We start from the raw sequence: 15,794 nt of genomic DNA on the forward strand, positions 1-15,794 counted from the left end.
TGCCCGCGCATCAGTGTGCAGATCGGACAATAGGTTGCCCGCGCCAAACGGGCACCACTGGCGTATCGACAAGTATTGGTCTTCACTGCCCTAGGGGCTGGTACAACGAGGACCGAATATGGACGAAGACTCCAGCAAGCTTGGCGCCGCCGCCGTGGCAATCCGGCTGGGCACCATCGGCGCAGTCATCCTCTGCATTGCAGGCGGTTTCGCCTATGCCGGCGGATGGCTGACGCCCGGGAGATTGACCCAGGGCAAGGTGATTGACGGCTTCGAAGCCGTCAACGGCAGGCACATCGGCTTCCGGCGCAACCACGCCAAGGGGCTGTGCGCAACCGGATGGTTCGACAGCACGGGCGCGGGCACGACGTTCAGCAAGGCCGATGTGCTGGCGCCGGGGCGCGTGCCCGTGACCGGGCGCTTCGCCTTTGCGGGGGGCATGCCTTTCATCCCGGATGCGCCGACCCTGGTGCGCAGCCTCGCCCTGCAGTTCAACCCCCGGGGCGGGGAAGAGTGGCGAACTGCGATGATCGACATTCCGGTCTTCCCGTTCGCCAACGTGCAGGCGTTCTACGATCAGATGATCGCTTCGGTTCCCGATCAGCAGACCGGCAAGCCAGACCCCGAGAAGATGAAGGCGTTCGCCGCGACGCATCCGGAGTTCGGGTCAGCCATCGCCATCGTGAGCAAGCGTGCGGTGTCTTCTGGCTTTGCAAACGACACCTACAACGGACTCGACACCTTCCTCTTCGTCAACAAGGCAGGCGTCGCCATACCGGTGCGGTGGTCCGCCGTTCCTGTGCGAGCGTTCGCGCCGGCCGGTCCCCCATCGCACAACGATGCCAACTACCTCTTCGATGGCCTGATTGCCGATGCCTCACAGCAGCCATTGCAGTGGAAGATGGTGGTCACCATTGGCCACCCCACCGATCCGGTCAGTCCCAACGTTCCCTGGCCCGACGACCGAACGCGCGTGGAGGTGGGCACCGTGACGCTCGACCACCTGACGGCGGAAGAGCGCGGCACCTGCACTGACATCAATTTCGATCCGACCGTGCTGCCCGCCGGCATGCGCACGTCGGCGGACGCAATCCCGAGCGCCCGCTCGGCTGCGTACGCGAAATCGTTCACGCTGCGGCAACGCGAGCGCGCCGCCAAGCCACCCAGTGCCGTCACCGAAGCCGAAATCCAGGCAGGAGGTCGATCATGAAATCCAGTGTCCGTGATTTCTCGCTGCCTTCCCGCATCCTGCACTGGGCGATGGCGGTGCTCATCCTCGCCATGCTGTTCATCGGGATTGGCATGGTGGCGACGGTGTCCTCGCGGTATCTGGCGCTGTTGTCGCTGCACAAGGCGATTGGCATCGGCATCCTGTTGCTGGCGCTGATTCGTGTCTGCAACCGGCTGTTGAGCCGGCCGCCGGTATTGCCGCAGTCGATGCCCCGGCTGCAACGCGTGGCGGCCAAGACATCGCATGTGGTGCTGTACGGCTTGATGCTCGCCATGCCCTTGATCGGATGGGGCATGCTCTCGGCGGGCGGCTATCCGGTGGTGCTGGCCGGCGCGGTGCAACTGCCGCCCATCTTGCCGCACAGCGCTCATCTCTATGCGTTCTTGCGGGAGACACACACCGTAGGCGCGTTCTTGCTGCTCGCCGTCCTCTTGCTTCACATCGCGGCTGCGCTGTACCACGGCATGATCCGGCGTGACGGCGTGCTGGCATCGATGACGACAGGCACCGCACGGTAGTGCGCGACACCGCCGCGATAGGGCGCCTGCTCCTCGCTGGCACGCTCACGGCAGTGGGTGCAGGCCTGGGCGGGATGGCACTGGCGTTGCTGCTCCATGCGATTCAGCATCTGGCCTATCACTACAGCCTTTCTCACGTGGTGAGTAGCGAAAGCTTCCTGGCCGGCGTGGAGAGCGCCACGCCGCTCCGGAGGCTGGCGGTGGCGATTGGCGCGGGCGTTGTGGCGGGCGTCGGCTGGTTCGCCCTCTATCGCTATGGACGTCCGCTGGTCAGCATCAAACGTGCTGTCGACGAAGGCGCGCCCATGCCGCCCGGGTCGACCATTGTCCACGCGCTGCTTCAGATCGTCACCGTTGCCATGGGTTCTCCGCTGGGCCGCGAAGTGGCGCCGCGCGAGATCGGCGCACTGATTGCCTCGCGCCTCGCTGCGGTCTTCGCGCTACCGGCGGAACAACGGACCTGGATCGTGGCTGCCGGTGCAGGGGCCGGGCTGGCTGCGGTCTACGGCGTGCCGCTGGCCGGCACGGTCTTCACCCTCGAAGTCCTGCTCGGCACGTTTAACCCGAGCGCGGCGGCCTTGGCGCTGTTCATGTCCGCGCTGGCGGCGCTCATCGCGTCCCTCGGGCTCGGTTCGGGCGTGCAATACGCCGTTCCTACGCTATCGCTCAACCTTTGGCTCACGGTGTGGGCGCTGCTGTTCGGGCCGATCTTCGGTGTCGCCGGCTTTGCGTTCAGACGGGCGACTACCGCTGCCCGCGCCCACGCGCCGCGCGGCGTCTGGCTGCCCGTGCTCTGCATGCTGAGCTTTTCGGCGCTGGGGCTCCTGAGCATGCGCTTTCCGGAATTGCTGGGCAACGGCAAGGGCCCGGCGCAGCTCGGATTCCAGGGCGAGATGGCGCTGGGCATGGCCTGCACGCTGCTGGCACTCAAGGTGATCGTCATCTGCGCATCGTTGCGCGCGGGGGCCATCGGCGGCCTGTTGACGCCCGGGCTTGCGTGCGGAACGCTGCTTGCGATTGCGTGCAGCGCGCTGTGGAATGCCGCCTTGCCCGGCGTTTCGGCAAGCGCCTGCGCGATTGTCGGCGGGGCGGCATTCCTCGCTACGTCGATGCGCATGCCCCTGACGGCCATCGTTCTGGCGGCGGAGTTCACCGGTTTGCCCCAAGCGCTGGTGCCGGCGGTCCTGCTCGCGGTGGCGGGATCGGTCGGCGCGGCGCGGCTCTGCGCGCGGCTGCCCGCGCCATAGTTGGGCGCGACGGTAACGTCGGGAAGCCAGTAACAGGAGAGGTGGCTCGCCTAAGGGTTCCGGGCGCCCCCGCCCGATGGCACCTGGCGTGTCAGGAATCGATCGAGCTGGCCAGCGAACGCCTTGCTGTCCTGTGCCGAGTACGGTGCCGGCCCGCCGGTATCGATGCCTGAGGCGCGGAGCTGATCCATCACATCGCGCATTGTCAGTCGCTCCTGGATATTCTCGCGACTGAACCAGCTTCCCCGAGGGTCGAGCACGTGAGCGCCCTTGTCCAAAGCCGCGGCGGCCAGAGGGATATCCGCCGTAATCACGAGGTCACCGCTGCAGGCCAGTTCAACGATACGGTTGTCGGCGGCATCGAACCCCGCCGGCACCTGGATCGTCTTGATAAAACGGGACGGCGGCGTGCGCATGTACTGGTTTGCCACCAGCGTGACGCACACTTCGACACGCTGCGCGGCCCGATACAGCATTTCCTTGACGACAACCGGGCAGGCGTCTGCGTCAACCAGTACTTGCATTGGGGGTTCCAATTAGGGGGTGGGAGCGGGCATGGTACCGCCTGCGGGGGCCGTCTGCGTGCGCAAGCGCAAAATTGTGCATGCATCGCTAACGGGTGGCCCTTGAGTAGGCAAGGCCTGAGCCCCATAATGCCAGCGCCTTACCTGTAGGGCGCTGGCGGAGCAGCCCGGCGCTCGCAACCGGAACCTAACCATGATCGACTACATAGCGAACCTGATCCGCTCCTACGGCCTCACCATCGTCAAGGTGCTGGTTGTCCTGATTTGCGGCGGCTGGCTGATGGGCGCACTTCGCGCCGAGGCGGGCGGCGCGCTATCGAACGCAATCATCGTCGCAATGGTGATTGTCGTGGCATGGATCGTCCGCCTGGACGTGAAGGCCGCTGCTGCCAAACGGCGTTAATCGGACCTGCCACCGTAGCAAGCTTTACCCGATTCTTTCGCCCACCAGTTCTTCGCTTTTAGCCCAGAGCGCCTTGGCTGTTTGCGGATTGAAGGCATGGGGGCTGGCGCCGTCCACGAAACTGCCGTCCGAGGAAGGCTCGACGACATGGCAATTCTCGCAATAACGTCCCCCGACGTCTTCTGCCGATGCGACGACGCCAGCCCAGACCGAAGTCGCCGCTCCCTGAGGAATGCTCTTCCAGCGGATGGTCGTCTTACCTTCGGCCGCCAGCTGGGCGTTCAGCGCCTCAATTCGTTTTTGGATCATGACCGGATCTGCGTAACGCCCTAGCTCTGTCTGGATGGTGCCGGGGTGGACCGCCGTCGCGCGCACGCCGCGCGCCTTGTTGCGTCGATCGAATTCGACGGCGAACAGGACGTTGGCGGTCTTGGACTGCGAATAGGCTAGTCCTTCGGAATAGGGCTTGTGTTCAAAGTTCGGATCCTCCAGATCGACGTCTGCGACCCGATGCGACGAGGACGCGAGCATGACCAGTCGCGCGCCAGCAGGCATGAGCGTTGCGATCCGGTTGACCAATACGAAATGGCCAAGGTGGTTCGTGCCGAACTGCATCTCGAAGCCGTCTACGGTGCGTCCAAACGGCGTTGCCATCACTCCCGCATTGGCAATGACCAGATCGAAAGGTTTTCCTGCTGCAAGGAGCGTATCGGCGCAGCGCCGGACGCTTGAAAGGGAGGCCAGGTCCATCTCCACGATTTCGAATTGCCCATTGCCGCCGCTGGCCGCCGCGCGAACGTCGGTAGTCGCCGCCTCGGCCTTCCTCAGATCTCGTGCCGCACCCACCACTTCAGCGCCGTGCGCCACGAGGGATCGCGCAGTCTCGACGCCCAGTCCGGCGGATACACCCGTGACCAGCACCCGTTTCCCCTTGAGATCGATCCCGGCCAGCACATCGTTTGCTGTCGATTTCCAACCAAGCGAGCCGTTTGACATATGTTTTTCCACAGGTCGTTGAAGATGCGTACACTCTAAGTGTGTACTGCACTACATAGTCAATAGACCGATCATGATGATTTCGGAGTTTTCCCACATCACGGGACTGTCGCGGGAGACGGTGCGCTTCTACGTACGGCTCGGGCTTTTCCGGCCGACAACAAGCGGCAAGGGAGGGCGACGCCCCTATCAGCTTTTCACCGACCAGGATCGCCGGGCCGCCGAGGTGGTCCGGGTGGGGCAGTCCCTCGGCCTATCGCTCAAGGAAATCGCCGCCCTGGATACCGAGCGCCGAGAAACCGGCTTCTCTCCGGATCGCAGGACCGAAATCCTGAAGGGACAACTTGCCGGACTCGAAGCGAAGGCGGCGGAACTGGACTCGATGATCCGCTTCGTACGCGCGAAGATCGATTGGGTGGCGGCAGGCGGGCGGGGCTCTCACCCGGACCTGGGATCCTGCGGATGTGACACTGCCGGCTCCCTCACTTGACAGGCCTGTCCGCTACCGTCCCGATATCCGTCGTCAACGGCTTCCTGTCGGGCGCGGATCCGGCTGCTATCGCGCGGCTTGCCGAACGCTCGGGTATTGCGCATGAACTGCTGCAGCAACCCGCCGCGCGGGTCACCCAGGAACAGTTCGCCACGCTCTATCGGCTGCTGGCGATGGAGCTTGACGATGAAATGCCTGGCATCTTCAGCCGTCCGCTGCGTAATGGCGTGCTGAAGTTCCTGGGTCTCAGCCTGCTAGACGCGCCAAGGCTGGAGGTTGCCCTGCATCGTTTTGGCCAGTTCTTCCACCTGATCCTTGATGAATTTCGTCTGACGTTACGGCGTGAGGGTGGGGAGGGGTATGTCGAGCTGGTGGCGAACCCGGATGGCCCGGGCGTGAGCGTGCTGGGCTGCGAACTGATGCTGAAGCTGGTGCATGGGATGGCCTCGTGGCTCATCCGCCATAGAATCGTGCTCAATGGTGCCGAGTTCGCCTTTCCGCACCCGCCGCAGAGCAGCGATCATCTCTATCTGTTTCCAGGCCCGGTCCGCTTTGACTGCGCACGCACGCAGATCAGTTTCGATGCGGCCTACCTTGACTTGCCGGTCAGGCAACGCAAGCCGGACCTCGAAAGATTTCTTGCACGCGCGCCTGAAGACTGGATATTCGTCGCCTTCGCCGAGCAGTTGACCTGCCACCGCGTGCGCCAGCACCTTGCCGAATGCCTGCCTGCGTCGCCGACCATCGATGCTGTCGCGCAGGCACTCCACCACTCCGTGCGCACCTTGTGCCGGCGTCTGTCGGCCGAAGGCACGACGTTCCAGTCCATCAAGGACGAGGTGCGGCGCGATCTTGCCATCCAGCGCCTGACGCGCTCCGAAGATCCCATTGCCGCGATTGCCTACGACGTAGGCTTCGACAATCCCACTGCCTTCCACCGGGCGTTCCGGCACTGGACGGGCAGCACCCCCAACGCCTACCGTCGCCCGCTCTGATCCGTCGATCGGCGCCGGCTGGCGTCGATCGGTGCGGACTGTCAATCCTGGCCGTCGACTAACAAATCCTGCCACTTCAGGCGACGCTCACGCCGTCTGCCGGGTGCGTGCGCGGCTTCGAGGCTGAAAGCGGCACGATTTGTCAGCGAATGGGCCAGTTCGGGTAATCGGCTTTGCGCTGCCGGACATTACGATCACTCCGTCAATGTCGCAGCGCAGCAGGCCACCGAGCCGCGGGCGCTGCATCTCAAGATAAAGAGGCACGAGATGAGCTATACCGCACCCACCAAGGACATGCTGTTTGTTATCCGGGATCTGGCCGGACTGACAAAGATTGCCACGCTTCCCGGTTTCGAGGACGCCACCCCGGAGACGGTCGAGGCGGTTCTCGATGAGGCCGCGAAATTCCACGGCGAGGTCCTGGCGCCGCTGAACGTGGCAGGGGACAGGGCCCCGAGCAGTTGGCACGACGGTGAAGTGCGGACCACGGCCGGCTTCAAGGAGGCGTTTCGCCAGTTCGGCGAAGGCGGCTGGCAAGGCGTAGTCCATCCGACCGAATTCGGCGGACAGGGATTGCCCAAGCTGGTCGCCACGCCATGCATCGAGATGATGAACGCGGCGAACATGTCCTTCGCGCTGTGTCCGCTGCTGACCGACGGCGCCATCGAGGCACTGCTCACGGCGGGCTCCGACGAACTGCAGCAGCGCTACCTGCCGCGCCTGATCGCAGGCGAATGGACCGGGACGATGAACCTCACCGAGCCGCAGGCCGGCTCCGACCTCGCGCTGGTTCGCTCGCGTGCCGTGCGTCAGGCGGACGGCGCCTACAAGGTATCGGGCACCAAGATCTTCATCACATACGGCGAGCACGACATGGCCGAGAACATCGTGCATCTGGTGCTGGCACGCACGCCGGACGCGCCCGAAGGCGTGAAGGGCATCTCGCTGTTCCTGGTGCCGAAGTTCCTCGTCAACGATGACGRCTCGCTGGGGGCGCGCAACGATGTCCAGTGCGTGTCGATCGAGCACAAGCTCGGCATCAAGGCCAGCCCGACCGCCGTGCTTCAGTTCGGCGATCACGGCGGCGCCACCGGCTACCTGATCGGGGAAGAGAACCGCGGCCTGGAATACATGTTCGTCATGATGAATTCGGCGCGCTTTGGCGTGGGCGTGCAGGGCATCGCGATTTCGGATCGCGCATACCAGCAGGCCGTCGCCTACGCGAAGGATCGCGTGCAGAGCCGCCCGGTGGACGGCACGGCAAAGGAACCCGTCCCGATCATCCGGCACCCCGACGTTCGCCGCATGCTGACCGAAATGCGGGCGCTGACCGAAGGCGCACGGGCGCTCGCGCTGGTGGCGGCCGGCTACTCGGACATCGCGCACGCCGCTGCCGATCCCGAGACGCGCGCGCAACATGCCGCGGTCTACGAATACCTCGTGCCCGTCATCAAGGGATGGAGCACGGAGATGTCGCTGGAGGTCACCAGCCTCGGCGTGCAGGTGCACGGCGGCATGGGCTTTATCGAGGAAACGGGTGCGGCGCAACACTACCGCGATGCGCGCATCCTGCCGATCTATGAAGGCACCACCGCCATCCAGGCCAACGATCTGATTGGCCGCAAGACCGTGCGCGACGGCGGCGCCACCGCACGGGCCATCCTCGCGCAGATCGACGACACGCTTGTCGCGCTCGCGGAACGTGGCGCCAATGCGGCATGCAGCGCAATGTACAAGCGTCTGAGCGCGGCGCACACCGCACTGGCGAACGTCATCGAGTTCGTCGTCGCGAAAACGCGTACCGATGCCAACGCCGTGTTCGGTGCCAGCGTGGCCTACCTGAAGCTGGCTGGCATTGTGCTGACCGGATGGCAGATGGCGCGGGCGCTCATCGTTGCCATCGAGAAGCATCACGAGGACGAGGCCTTCTACGGCGCCAAGATCGCCACCGCGGCGTTCTTTGCCAACCATATCCTGGTGCGCGCGCCGGCCATGGAAGCAGCGATCACCAGTGTCGCCGGCACGGACGGATTCCTTGCCTTGAACGACGCGCAGTTCTGACGCAGTCAGACCACACCCAGACACATTGAAGGACAGCAGCATGAAAATCGACGGTTACAGCATGGCGACGCTTGGCGCGTTCGTCGGCCAGGAGTTGGGCGTATCGGAATGGGTCGAGATCGATCAGGCGCGCATCGATGCATTTGCAGACTGCACGGACGACCGCCAGTGGATCCACGTGGACGTGGACCGGGCGGGTCGCGAAAGCCCGTTTGGCGGCACCGTCGCGCACGGCTTCCTCACGCTTTCCCTGCTGGGCGGCCAGCTGACCCGCATGGGCATCGTCCCGGTCGATGCGAAAGCGGCCGTGAACTGCGGGCTGGAGAAAACGCGCTTCCTGACGCCGGTGAGGGCCGGCGCCCGGGTGCGCAATCGTGTGAAGCTGCTCGCGGCAGAGGACAAAGGCGAAGGCCGCATCATGCTGAGGACGGAGAACACCATGGAGATTGAGGGCCAGGCCCGGCCGGCTCTGGTCGCCGAGTCGCTGGCATTGCTGGTGGCCTGAGGAGAGAAACCATGGAAATGACGAAGCAACGTACAGGCAAGGCCGGCAAGCCAACCAAGGCCAATCGGCCGGCCTTGCCCGACAGCGGTGGCGCCATCGCCGCCGTCCCCAATCCCTTTGTGGGCCTGCGCCCGGAGGATCTGGCTTCCACCGCCCACCAGATCGGCACGCAATGCGTTCAGGAGCCCGCGCTGCTGCTGGAACAGCAGACGCAACTGGCGCATGACCTGCTGCGCGTGCTCGCCGGCACGGCCAGTGCCCCGCCAGCCCGCGACCGTCGCTTTGCGGACCGGGAGTGGCATGACAACCCGCTGTTCCGCATGCCGCTGCAGGGCTACCTTGCGTGGCGGGATGCCGCGGCCGGCTTTGTCAGCCGCTCTGTCATGGATGCACGCAGCAAGGAGCGCGCGCAGTTCTTCACATCACTCGTTTTCGACGCGCTGGCGCCGACCAATATGCTATTAGGCAACCCGGCGGCGCTCAGGGAGACGTTCGAATCGGGCGGTCTCAGCCTGCTCTCGGGGATGACCAACCTGCTGACCGATGCCCTGACCAATCAGGGCATGCCTTCCCAGGTCGACAAGGGCGCGTTTCGTGTTGGCAAGGATCTGGCCAAGACACCGGGAACGGTGGTTTTCCGCAATGACGTCCTCGAATTGATCCAGTACACGCCCGTCACGGCCAAAGTCCACGCTCGCCCGCAGCTTATCGTGCCGCCCCAGGTCAACAAGTTCTATGTGTTCGACCTCGCTTCGGGCAAGAGCATCGTCGAGTACCTGGTGGGGCAGGAATTCCAGGTGTTCATGGTGAGCTGGCGCAATCCGACTGCCGCGCAGCGCGAATGGAATCTCGACACCTACGTGGCGGCGCTGATCGAGGCGATCCATGCCATCCGCGATATCACCGGCAGTGACGATGTGAACCTGCATGGCGCCTGCGCCGGCGCGATGACGATGGCGGCGCTGATGGGCTATTGCGCAAGCCGTGGCGAGAAACTGGTGCATGCCGCCACGCTGATGGTGTCCGTCTTCGGCCTGGACGAGCAGTCTCAGCTAGGCCTGTTCGCCACGCCGGAGGCCGTTACCACCGCGCGGCAAAGCAGCCAGGCGAGGGGTGTGCTCGACGGCGAGGAACTGGGCCGGGTATTCGCATGGATGCGGCCCAATGATCTGGTGTGGAACTACTGGGTCAACAACTACCTGCTTGGCAAGGCGCCGCCGGCGTTTGATGTCCTGTACTGGAATAACGACACGACGCGGCTGCCCGCAGGATTCCATTGCCAGTTGCTCGACATCCTCTCGGACAACCTGCTTGCCACCCCGGGCGCGCTGACGGTGCTGGGCGAGCCCATCGATCTGTCGAAGGTCGCCTGCGACAAGTTCGTGTTGGCCGGCGTCACCGACCATATCACCCCGTGGCAGGGCGTGTACCGCTCCGCACGTGCCTTTGGCGGACAGACCGAATTCGTCCTGAGCTCCAGCGGCCACATTCAAAGCCTGATCAACCCGCCCGGCAACGCGAAGGCGAAGTTCTTCGTGAACGGCGACGATACGACCGACCCGCAAGCCTGGCTGGACGGCGCCGAGGCCACGTCCGATTCGTGGTGGAACCACTGGAGTCAGTGGCTGAAGCAGCGGTCCGGCCCGAAGCGCAACGCACCCTTGGCGCCTGGCAACGCACGCCACGCGCCGTGCGGCGAAGCCCCCGGACGCTACGTGATCGAAGCCTGACGCCCGGTCATGTCGCAGTGTTCCCAGTTTTTCAACGCAACCTGAATGGAGACCATGAAGATGGAATCGACCAACACCGCGGGCGCGTTCGCCCCGCACAAGAAGCTGTTTGACTTCGTCAAACACAACCGCCTTGACCCGGTGGCGATCCTGGAGTCGCGTCGCAAGGACATCGAGGCGCTGGCCGGCGTCAATCTCACGCTGCTGAGCGGCCTGCAATCGCTGGTCCGTCTGCAGGCCGAGTACCTGTGTGGCACCGCAGCCGATCTGCAGTCGCTCGGCACGCCGAAGCAGGGCGATGACGCCACGGCTTCGGCTGTGCGCGTGACCGACCTGCTGCCGCTCAGCCTGAACAAGGCCGTGACCGGCCTGCGCGGCCTGACCGACACCGTGTACAAGACGCAAGCCGACAGCTTTGCTGTGGTCGGCAAGCGTTTCGCGGAGAACGTGGAAGAAGTGAAGAGCATCGTGCGCCCCAAGCCGTAACCCCCGCGGCACGGCCTCCCCGGGCCGTGCCGTCCCGCCCGCTTCAGGGCAATGCATCCAGGACGACTTGATGACAATAAACGGTGCCAGCGTTGAATCTGGCCACAAGATGGCAATCCGGACCGTAGACCTGGATGGACAGGTGCTGCGGGTCGGCATCCGGCCCGGCAACGATGCGGGGCCGCCGCTCCTCATGTTCAACGGTATCGGCGCCAATCTCGAACTCGTCGAACCGTTCGTCGATGCGCTCGAGGGTGTCGAAGTGATCATCTTCGATGTCCCCGGCGCTGGCGGTTCACCCGCGCCGCTGCTTCCCTATCGCCTGTCCAACCTGTGCGTGCTCGCCGACAAACTGCTTGGTCATCTCGGCTATGAAGGGCAGGTCGACGTGCTCGGCGTTTCCTGGGGCGGGGCGCTCGCGCAGGAGTTCGCGCATCTCTACCCGATGCGCTGYCGGCGCCTTGTGCTGGCGGCAACGTCGCCCGGCGTGATCATGGTGCCGGGTAGCGTGTCGGTCCTCTCGAAGATGATCGGCGCGCGCCGCTATAACGACCCGGACTACTTGCGGCGCGTGGGCGCCGATATCTATGGCGGTGCCTTCCGCGACGATCCCGGATTGCTGGAAGCGCACGGCCGGCATATGCATCCGCCGCGCGGCCGCGGCTATGTGTACCAGTTGCTGGCGGCATGGGGATGGAGCAGCCTGTTGTGGCTCGGCGCTCTGGGCCAGCCCACGCTGGTCATGCACGGCTCCGACGATCCCATCGTGCCCCTGGTCAATGCCAGGATCCTCGCTTCGCGCATTCGACATGCAGCGCTCCACATCTTCGACGATGGACACCTCTTTCTCCTGACTCGCGTCAGCGAAGCAGCAACGGTGGTGCTGCGTTTCCTGCGTCAGCCTCAGGCCTGACGCAGTGGCCCCCCGGAATCCGGGAGGCCACCTTTGTCAGATTCGCTTTAGTCAGAATTTGTGACGCAGGCCTACGGCTGCACCGATCATCGTGCTCTGCCCGTTGCCAAGGGCATAGCTGTTGCCCAGCGACAGGCTGTTGGCGTAGACGGTTGCCAGCGATTCGAGCATCAGGCCGGCGTTCCTGGCGAACGCCGTGGTCACATAGACATCGGTACGCTTCGAGAACGCGTAGTTCGCGACGAAGGCGATCTGCCATGGGTTGGCCACTTGCGTGTTGCCGTACAGACTCTTCACGTTGTCGTAGTTGTATTCGAGCGTGAAGCCCACGGCAGGGGAGACCTGGTAGATCGCACCGATCCAGTAGAAATCGTCACGCTGAAACATAACGTCCGCCGCATTCATGTTTCGACCCCAGCGATAACCGCCCATGATCCTGGCCGGGCCGTAGGCGTAGCTGGCGCCGACCACGGCCTTCCTGACGGTGCCACTGCTCCTATCGATGGTCGGATTCCACTGGTCGTAGCCGATGGTGAGGCCAATCGGACCCGCTTCATACGCCACGGCAGCCCCGTAGGCGGAGTCGCGCCGAAACTGGCCAGGCACCTCGCCATTGCCACCAATCGGCGTCGCGATGCCGACCGTCGCGGGCAGGGCGACCCCGACGCCAAAGGACCAGTGTGCAATTGCCTTCACCGGGCCAAACTGGCCGCTGTACTTGATGGTGTTGTCTTCGCGGAAATTCGGGCCCGATTGCAGGATGATGGGCTCGTACTGCGTGGCATAGGCGGTCGGCGAGTAATTCGCGAGCATCTCGAACATCGAGGTGTACTGGCGGCCAAAACTGACCTGGCCATAAGAACTCTGCAGGCCCACCAACGCCTGGCGGCCGAACAGGCGGCCACTTTGCTGCGAAGTGCCGGTCTCCAGATTGAAGCCGCTTTCCAGGACAAAGATGGATTTCAAGCCACTACCAAGGTCTTCAACACCACGCAGGCCCCAACGCGACCCGGCCAGTCCGCCCGAGGTCATACGGGCGACGTCATGGGATGGCCCGCGATTGAACTGATTGAACGCCGTAGGTACAACGCCCAGGTGATTGACATACTCGACGTTCACATCCGCCACACCGTAGAGCGTGACGCTGGACTGCGCAAATGCCGCCCCCGAACACAGGGGCAGCGATGCGATGGCGATGTTCTTCAGTTTCACCCCGGTCTCCTCCCATCGTCTTGCATGGAGATGCGACGTCGGACCCTCCCATGGCACTCATCATAGGAGAGTACGGGGAGGGCGGTCAGGTCTGTGCCTGCGAGGCGCGCTCGGTCTCGATGCGACGCAGGTCGGCGGCGTAGTACTTGCGCCCGATCGCGAAACACAATGTGGCGCACAGGCCGGCCAGCGGAATGATCTGCAGGGCGCCAAGCAAACCGATTCTGTCGGCGAGCAGTCCCGTCACAAAGGGACCGGGCGCCAGGCCCAGCAGGTTGTTGGCGAGCGTGAGCGTGGCGAAGGCCGTCGCGTGAATGCTGGGATGCGTGAGGTTGGCCACCACGGCGCTCGCCGGTCCGGCCGTACCGCCGACCAGCAGCATGCCGGCAAAGATCAGGACCATTTGCGTCGTGCCCGCCGGCGTGTGGAAGGCCGCCACGAGCAGCACGCAGCTGGTGGTGCTGTAGGCAATGGCCATCAGCCACTTGCGGGTCGGGGCATTGCGGGCTGCCCAGTCGGTCAGCGCACCGCAGGCAATCATGCCTGCGCCGGCCGCCAGCACGAAGCCTGCGGCTGTCAGGCCTGCACGGTCCGTCGCCATGCCGTAGTAGCGTGACAGGTAGCTCGGCATCCACGCAAGCAGGGCGCCCGTGACCAGCAACTGCATGGCGCTGCCGACATAGGTACAAAGAATCGAAGGGGCCGAGAACAGGGCGGATACCAGGGGCCGCAAAGCCAGGCGTTTGGGTGCTCCCGCGTCGCCCTTGTCCTCGCCAATCCGCGCCCGCTGCGCCTTCAGGCGCGGTTCCGTCACCACGAAGCGAAACACTGCTACGAGTATCAGGCCGAAGATGGCCATCGCGGCGAACGCCCAGCGCCACCCGAGATGAGCGGCGAGGGTGCCGCCCAGGGCCATTCCCAGCACCGATCCGAACGGGCCGCCGGCAATGAACGCGGCGCTCAGGCTGGAGCGCAAGCGGCGGGGAAATACCGACAGCACCATGGCAATGCCCACGCTGCCATAGGCGGCTTCGCCGACGCCCACGCACAGTCGGGCGATGAACATTTCGCCGAAGTTTGTCGCCACGGCACAGCCGAGCGTAGCGAGGCTCCACAAGCCGGCCATCAGCATGAGGCTCTTGACCCGGCCCCAGCGGTCCGCGAGGACAGACAGTGGCAATGTCAGGATCCCCACCATCAGCGCAACAATGCCGCCGAGCGCGCCGAGTTCCGTATCGGTCAGCGCCCATTCCTGCTTCAGTAGCGGAAATACGGCATTGAGCACCTGGCGCGACATGTAGTCTGACAGCAGCAGACCAAAGCCCAGCGCGAACACTACCCACGAGTAGTAGTGGAGTCCGACTGGCCTGACTGGATCTGCTGCCATGGTCGGAAATGTGGAACGTTGTTCGAGCATGAATACCTCAGAAGGATCACTTTGACGACTCCCGGCCACTTGAGCCGAGGCGCTGACGCGTCCTTCCATGGCGCTTGCCAACGTCCGGTCGCAACGGAAGCAAGTATCTAGAATCAGTTGCGTACGGTTTGACCGTTCGGGACATGCATTTTGCTTTTCGGGATAGTCCGGGAAAACCTGAGGGCCCGGATGGGTGTCCGGTGGTCCGACGCCGACTTCGGCGAACTGCACCGGGTCACCTAGTATGAAATGCGACGAGGCGAATGCATCGAACTCGTCTTTTCCCTAACGACACGGTTGCCATGCAAGACAAGCCTGACACAACAACATTCGTGCCGTTCAGCGTGTTGCTGCGCGATGGACGGGAGGTGCTGGTTCGGGAGATTGCCGAAGACGACAGGGCTGGCCTGCTGGCGGCGTTCGACAGACTTTCCGCCGACGCGCGTTACACGAGATTCATGGCCGCCATGCAACAGCTACCCGAAGCCATGCTCGAGCACGCGACGCATCCGTCGCCGGAGTGCGAGCTTGCCCTGGTGGCAGTAGCCACCAAAGGCAAGGGCCCGTCTATCGTGGGGGGCGTGCGCTATGCCGCGGCGCCCGGCAACGATACCTGCGAGTTTGCGGTCACGATCGTCGATGACTGGCATGGGCTTGGCCTTGCCAGCCGACTGCTGAGCACGCTAATCGACACCGCTCGCCGCCGCGGTTACCGATCCATGGAAGGCTATGTCCTGTCATCGAACACCGCGATGCGGCGATTGGCTCACCGCTTAGGATTTGCCGACGTACCGTGTCCCGACGACACGACGCTGCGCGTGGTGACCCTTGCGCTGTAAGAGAGTGTTGATCGGGATGGTTGGAGGCAACGGAGTACGAATTGGATTTAACATAAGATAGATTATGCCACGGACAGGTGTAGCGGCAAAGTTGTAATGTCCGGTTCGGGGGTGCGGATGAAAACTTGGACTACTTGGAGGTAGTTCATGTATTCGTACGAGGATCGCATCAGGGCGGTCAAGCTATATTTCAAGTACGGGGGAAAGACGGCAACGGTCGTTCGTGA

At 64.0% G+C, this 15,794-nt stretch carries 16 protein-coding genes; 12 read left to right on the forward strand and 4 right to left on the reverse strand.

Going from position 1 to position 15,794, the window contains the following annotated elements; genetic code table 11:
* Window positions 1-118: 118 nt before the first annotated feature.
* From AC1DP9_RS21895 to AC1DP9_RS21905, 3 genes are all read left to right on the forward strand, one after another.
* A complete protein-coding gene (locus AC1DP9_RS21895) occupies window positions 119-1,210 on the forward strand; it encodes a catalase family peroxidase (protein WP_477108477.1) in 1,092 nt (363 codons plus the stop codon).
* Window positions 1,207-1,749, forward strand: coding sequence for a cytochrome b (locus AC1DP9_RS21900; protein WP_441593041.1), 543 nt, complete (start codon window positions 1,207-1,209; stop codon window positions 1,747-1,749). Before AC1DP9_RS21895 ends, AC1DP9_RS21900 begins: the two co-directional genes overlap by 4 nt.
* A gap of 74 nt (window positions 1,750-1,823) precedes the next feature.
* Window positions 1,824-2,996, forward strand: coding sequence for a chloride channel protein (locus tag AC1DP9_RS21905; protein WP_477108478.1), 1,173 nt, complete (start codon window positions 1,824-1,826; stop codon window positions 2,994-2,996).
* Window positions 2,997-3,046: 50 nt separating this feature from the next.
* Here AC1DP9_RS21905 and AC1DP9_RS21910 read toward each other — a convergent pair whose 3' ends face one another.
* Complete coding sequence (locus tag AC1DP9_RS21910; protein ID WP_477108479.1) at window positions 3,047-3,520, reverse strand: YaiI/YqxD family protein; 474 nt, start codon at window positions 3,518-3,520, stop codon at window positions 3,047-3,049.
* A gap of 193 nt (window positions 3,521-3,713) precedes the next feature.
* Here AC1DP9_RS21910 and AC1DP9_RS21915 point away from each other — a divergent pair, with 193 nt between their 5' ends.
* Window positions 3,714-3,923 (forward strand): hypothetical protein, encoded by a 210-nt coding sequence (locus tag AC1DP9_RS21915; protein WP_092300466.1) that lies wholly within the window; start codon window positions 3,714-3,716, stop codon window positions 3,921-3,923.
* 24 nt (window positions 3,924-3,947) lie between these two features.
* On the opposite strand, the gene AC1DP9_RS21920 is transcribed toward AC1DP9_RS21915, so the two are convergent.
* Window positions 3,948-4,919, reverse strand: coding sequence for an SDR family NAD(P)-dependent oxidoreductase (locus AC1DP9_RS21920; protein ID WP_477108480.1), 972 nt, complete (start codon window positions 4,917-4,919; stop codon window positions 3,948-3,950).
* Window positions 4,920-4,992: 73 nt separating this feature from the next.
* Between AC1DP9_RS21920 and AC1DP9_RS21925 the strand changes: the two genes are divergently transcribed.
* The 7 genes from AC1DP9_RS21925 (at window position 4,993) to phaZ (ending at window position 12,099) form a co-directional block, all read left to right on the forward strand.
* Entirely contained in the window at window positions 4,993-5,409 is a 417-nt protein-coding gene (locus AC1DP9_RS21925; protein WP_477108481.1) for a MerR family transcriptional regulator, read from the forward strand.
* The gene (locus AC1DP9_RS21930) at window positions 5,406-6,404 is read left to right on the forward strand and encodes an AraC family transcriptional regulator (protein WP_477108482.1); all 999 of its coding nucleotides are present in this window, start codon (window positions 5,406-5,408) and stop codon (window positions 6,402-6,404) included. The genes AC1DP9_RS21925 and AC1DP9_RS21930 overlap by 4 nt, the downstream gene beginning before the upstream one ends.
* 267 nt (window positions 6,405-6,671) lie before the next feature.
* The gene (locus AC1DP9_RS21935; protein WP_477108483.1) at window positions 6,672-8,465 is read left to right on the forward strand and encodes an acyl-CoA dehydrogenase; all 1,794 of its coding nucleotides are present in this window, start codon (window positions 6,672-6,674) and stop codon (window positions 8,463-8,465) included.
* A gap of 40 nt (window positions 8,466-8,505) precedes the next feature.
* Window positions 8,506-8,970, forward strand: a complete 465-nt coding sequence (locus tag AC1DP9_RS21940) for a MaoC family dehydratase (RefSeq protein WP_477108484.1) — start codon at window positions 8,506-8,508, stop codon at window positions 8,968-8,970.
* 11 nt (window positions 8,971-8,981) lie between these two features.
* Entirely contained in the window at window positions 8,982-10,700 is a 1,719-nt protein-coding gene (locus AC1DP9_RS21945; protein WP_477108485.1) for an alpha/beta fold hydrolase, read from the forward strand.
* Between the two features lie 60 nt (window positions 10,701-10,760).
* Entirely contained in the window at window positions 10,761-11,186 is a 426-nt protein-coding gene (locus tag AC1DP9_RS21950; protein ID WP_477108486.1) for a phasin family protein, read from the forward strand.
* Between the two features lie 70 nt (window positions 11,187-11,256).
* Entirely contained in the window at window positions 11,257-12,099 is an 843-nt protein-coding gene (phaZ, locus tag AC1DP9_RS21955; RefSeq protein ID WP_092300448.1) for a poly(3-hydroxyalkanoate) depolymerase, read from the forward strand.
* 51 nt (window positions 12,100-12,150) lie between these two features.
* On the opposite strand, the gene AC1DP9_RS21960 is transcribed toward phaZ, so the two are convergent.
* Both AC1DP9_RS21960 and AC1DP9_RS21965 read right to left on the reverse strand, forming a co-directional pair.
* Window positions 12,151-13,311, reverse strand: a complete 1,161-nt coding sequence (locus AC1DP9_RS21960) for a porin (RefSeq protein WP_477108487.1) — start codon at window positions 13,309-13,311, stop codon at window positions 12,151-12,153.
* Window positions 13,312-13,396: 85 nt separating this feature from the next.
* Window positions 13,397-14,728 (reverse strand): MFS transporter, encoded by a 1,332-nt coding sequence (locus AC1DP9_RS21965; RefSeq protein WP_092300442.1) that lies wholly within the window; start codon window positions 14,726-14,728, stop codon window positions 13,397-13,399.
* Window positions 14,729-15,030: 302 nt separating this feature from the next.
* Here AC1DP9_RS21965 and AC1DP9_RS21970 point away from each other — a divergent pair, with 302 nt between their 5' ends.
* On the forward strand, window positions 15,031-15,567 hold the full coding sequence (locus AC1DP9_RS21970; protein WP_092300744.1) for a GNAT family N-acetyltransferase: 537 nt from the start codon (window positions 15,031-15,033) through the stop codon (window positions 15,565-15,567).
* Window positions 15,568-15,794 lie beyond the last annotated feature (227 nt).

This window comes from Cupriavidus sp. 01L43 (assembly GCF_056399925.1).

What these genes read in the sequence shown, in the direction of transcription:
- AC1DP9_RS21915 (WP_092300466.1), top strand. Translation starts at nt 3,714, where the DNA reads ATGATCGACTACATAGCGAACCTGATCCGCTCCTACGGCCTCACCATC.
- AC1DP9_RS21910 (WP_477108479.1), bottom strand. Translation starts at nt 3,520, where the DNA reads ATGCAAGTACTGGTTGACGCAGACGCCTGCCCGGTTGTCGTCAAGGAA.
- AC1DP9_RS21900 (WP_441593041.1), top strand. Translation starts at nt 1,207, where the DNA reads ATGAAATCCAGTGTCCGTGATTTCTCGCTGCCTTCCCGCATCCTGCAC.
- AC1DP9_RS21920 (WP_477108480.1), bottom strand. Translation starts at nt 4,919, where the DNA reads ATGTCAAACGGCTCGCTTGGTTGGAAATCGACAGCAAACGATGTGCTG.
- AC1DP9_RS21925 (WP_477108481.1), top strand. Translation starts at nt 4,993, where the DNA reads ATGATGATTTCGGAGTTTTCCCACATCACGGGACTGTCGCGGGAGACG.
- AC1DP9_RS21905 (WP_477108478.1), top strand. Translation starts at nt 1,824, where the DNA reads ATGGCACTGGCGTTGCTGCTCCATGCGATTCAGCATCTGGCCTATCAC.
- AC1DP9_RS21970 (WP_092300744.1), top strand. Translation starts at nt 15,031, where the DNA reads ATGCAAGACAAGCCTGACACAACAACATTCGTGCCGTTCAGCGTGTTG.
- AC1DP9_RS21950 (WP_477108486.1), top strand. Translation starts at nt 10,761, where the DNA reads ATGGAATCGACCAACACCGCGGGCGCGTTCGCCCCGCACAAGAAGCTG.
- AC1DP9_RS21940 (WP_477108484.1), top strand. Translation starts at nt 8,506, where the DNA reads ATGAAAATCGACGGTTACAGCATGGCGACGCTTGGCGCGTTCGTCGGC.
- AC1DP9_RS21945 (WP_477108485.1), top strand. Translation starts at nt 8,982, where the DNA reads ATGGAAATGACGAAGCAACGTACAGGCAAGGCCGGCAAGCCAACCAAG.
- AC1DP9_RS21965 (WP_092300442.1), bottom strand. Translation starts at nt 14,728, where the DNA reads ATGCTCGAACAACGTTCCACATTTCCGACCATGGCAGCAGATCCAGTC.
- AC1DP9_RS21895 (WP_477108477.1), top strand. Translation starts at nt 119, where the DNA reads ATGGACGAAGACTCCAGCAAGCTTGGCGCCGCCGCCGTGGCAATCCGG.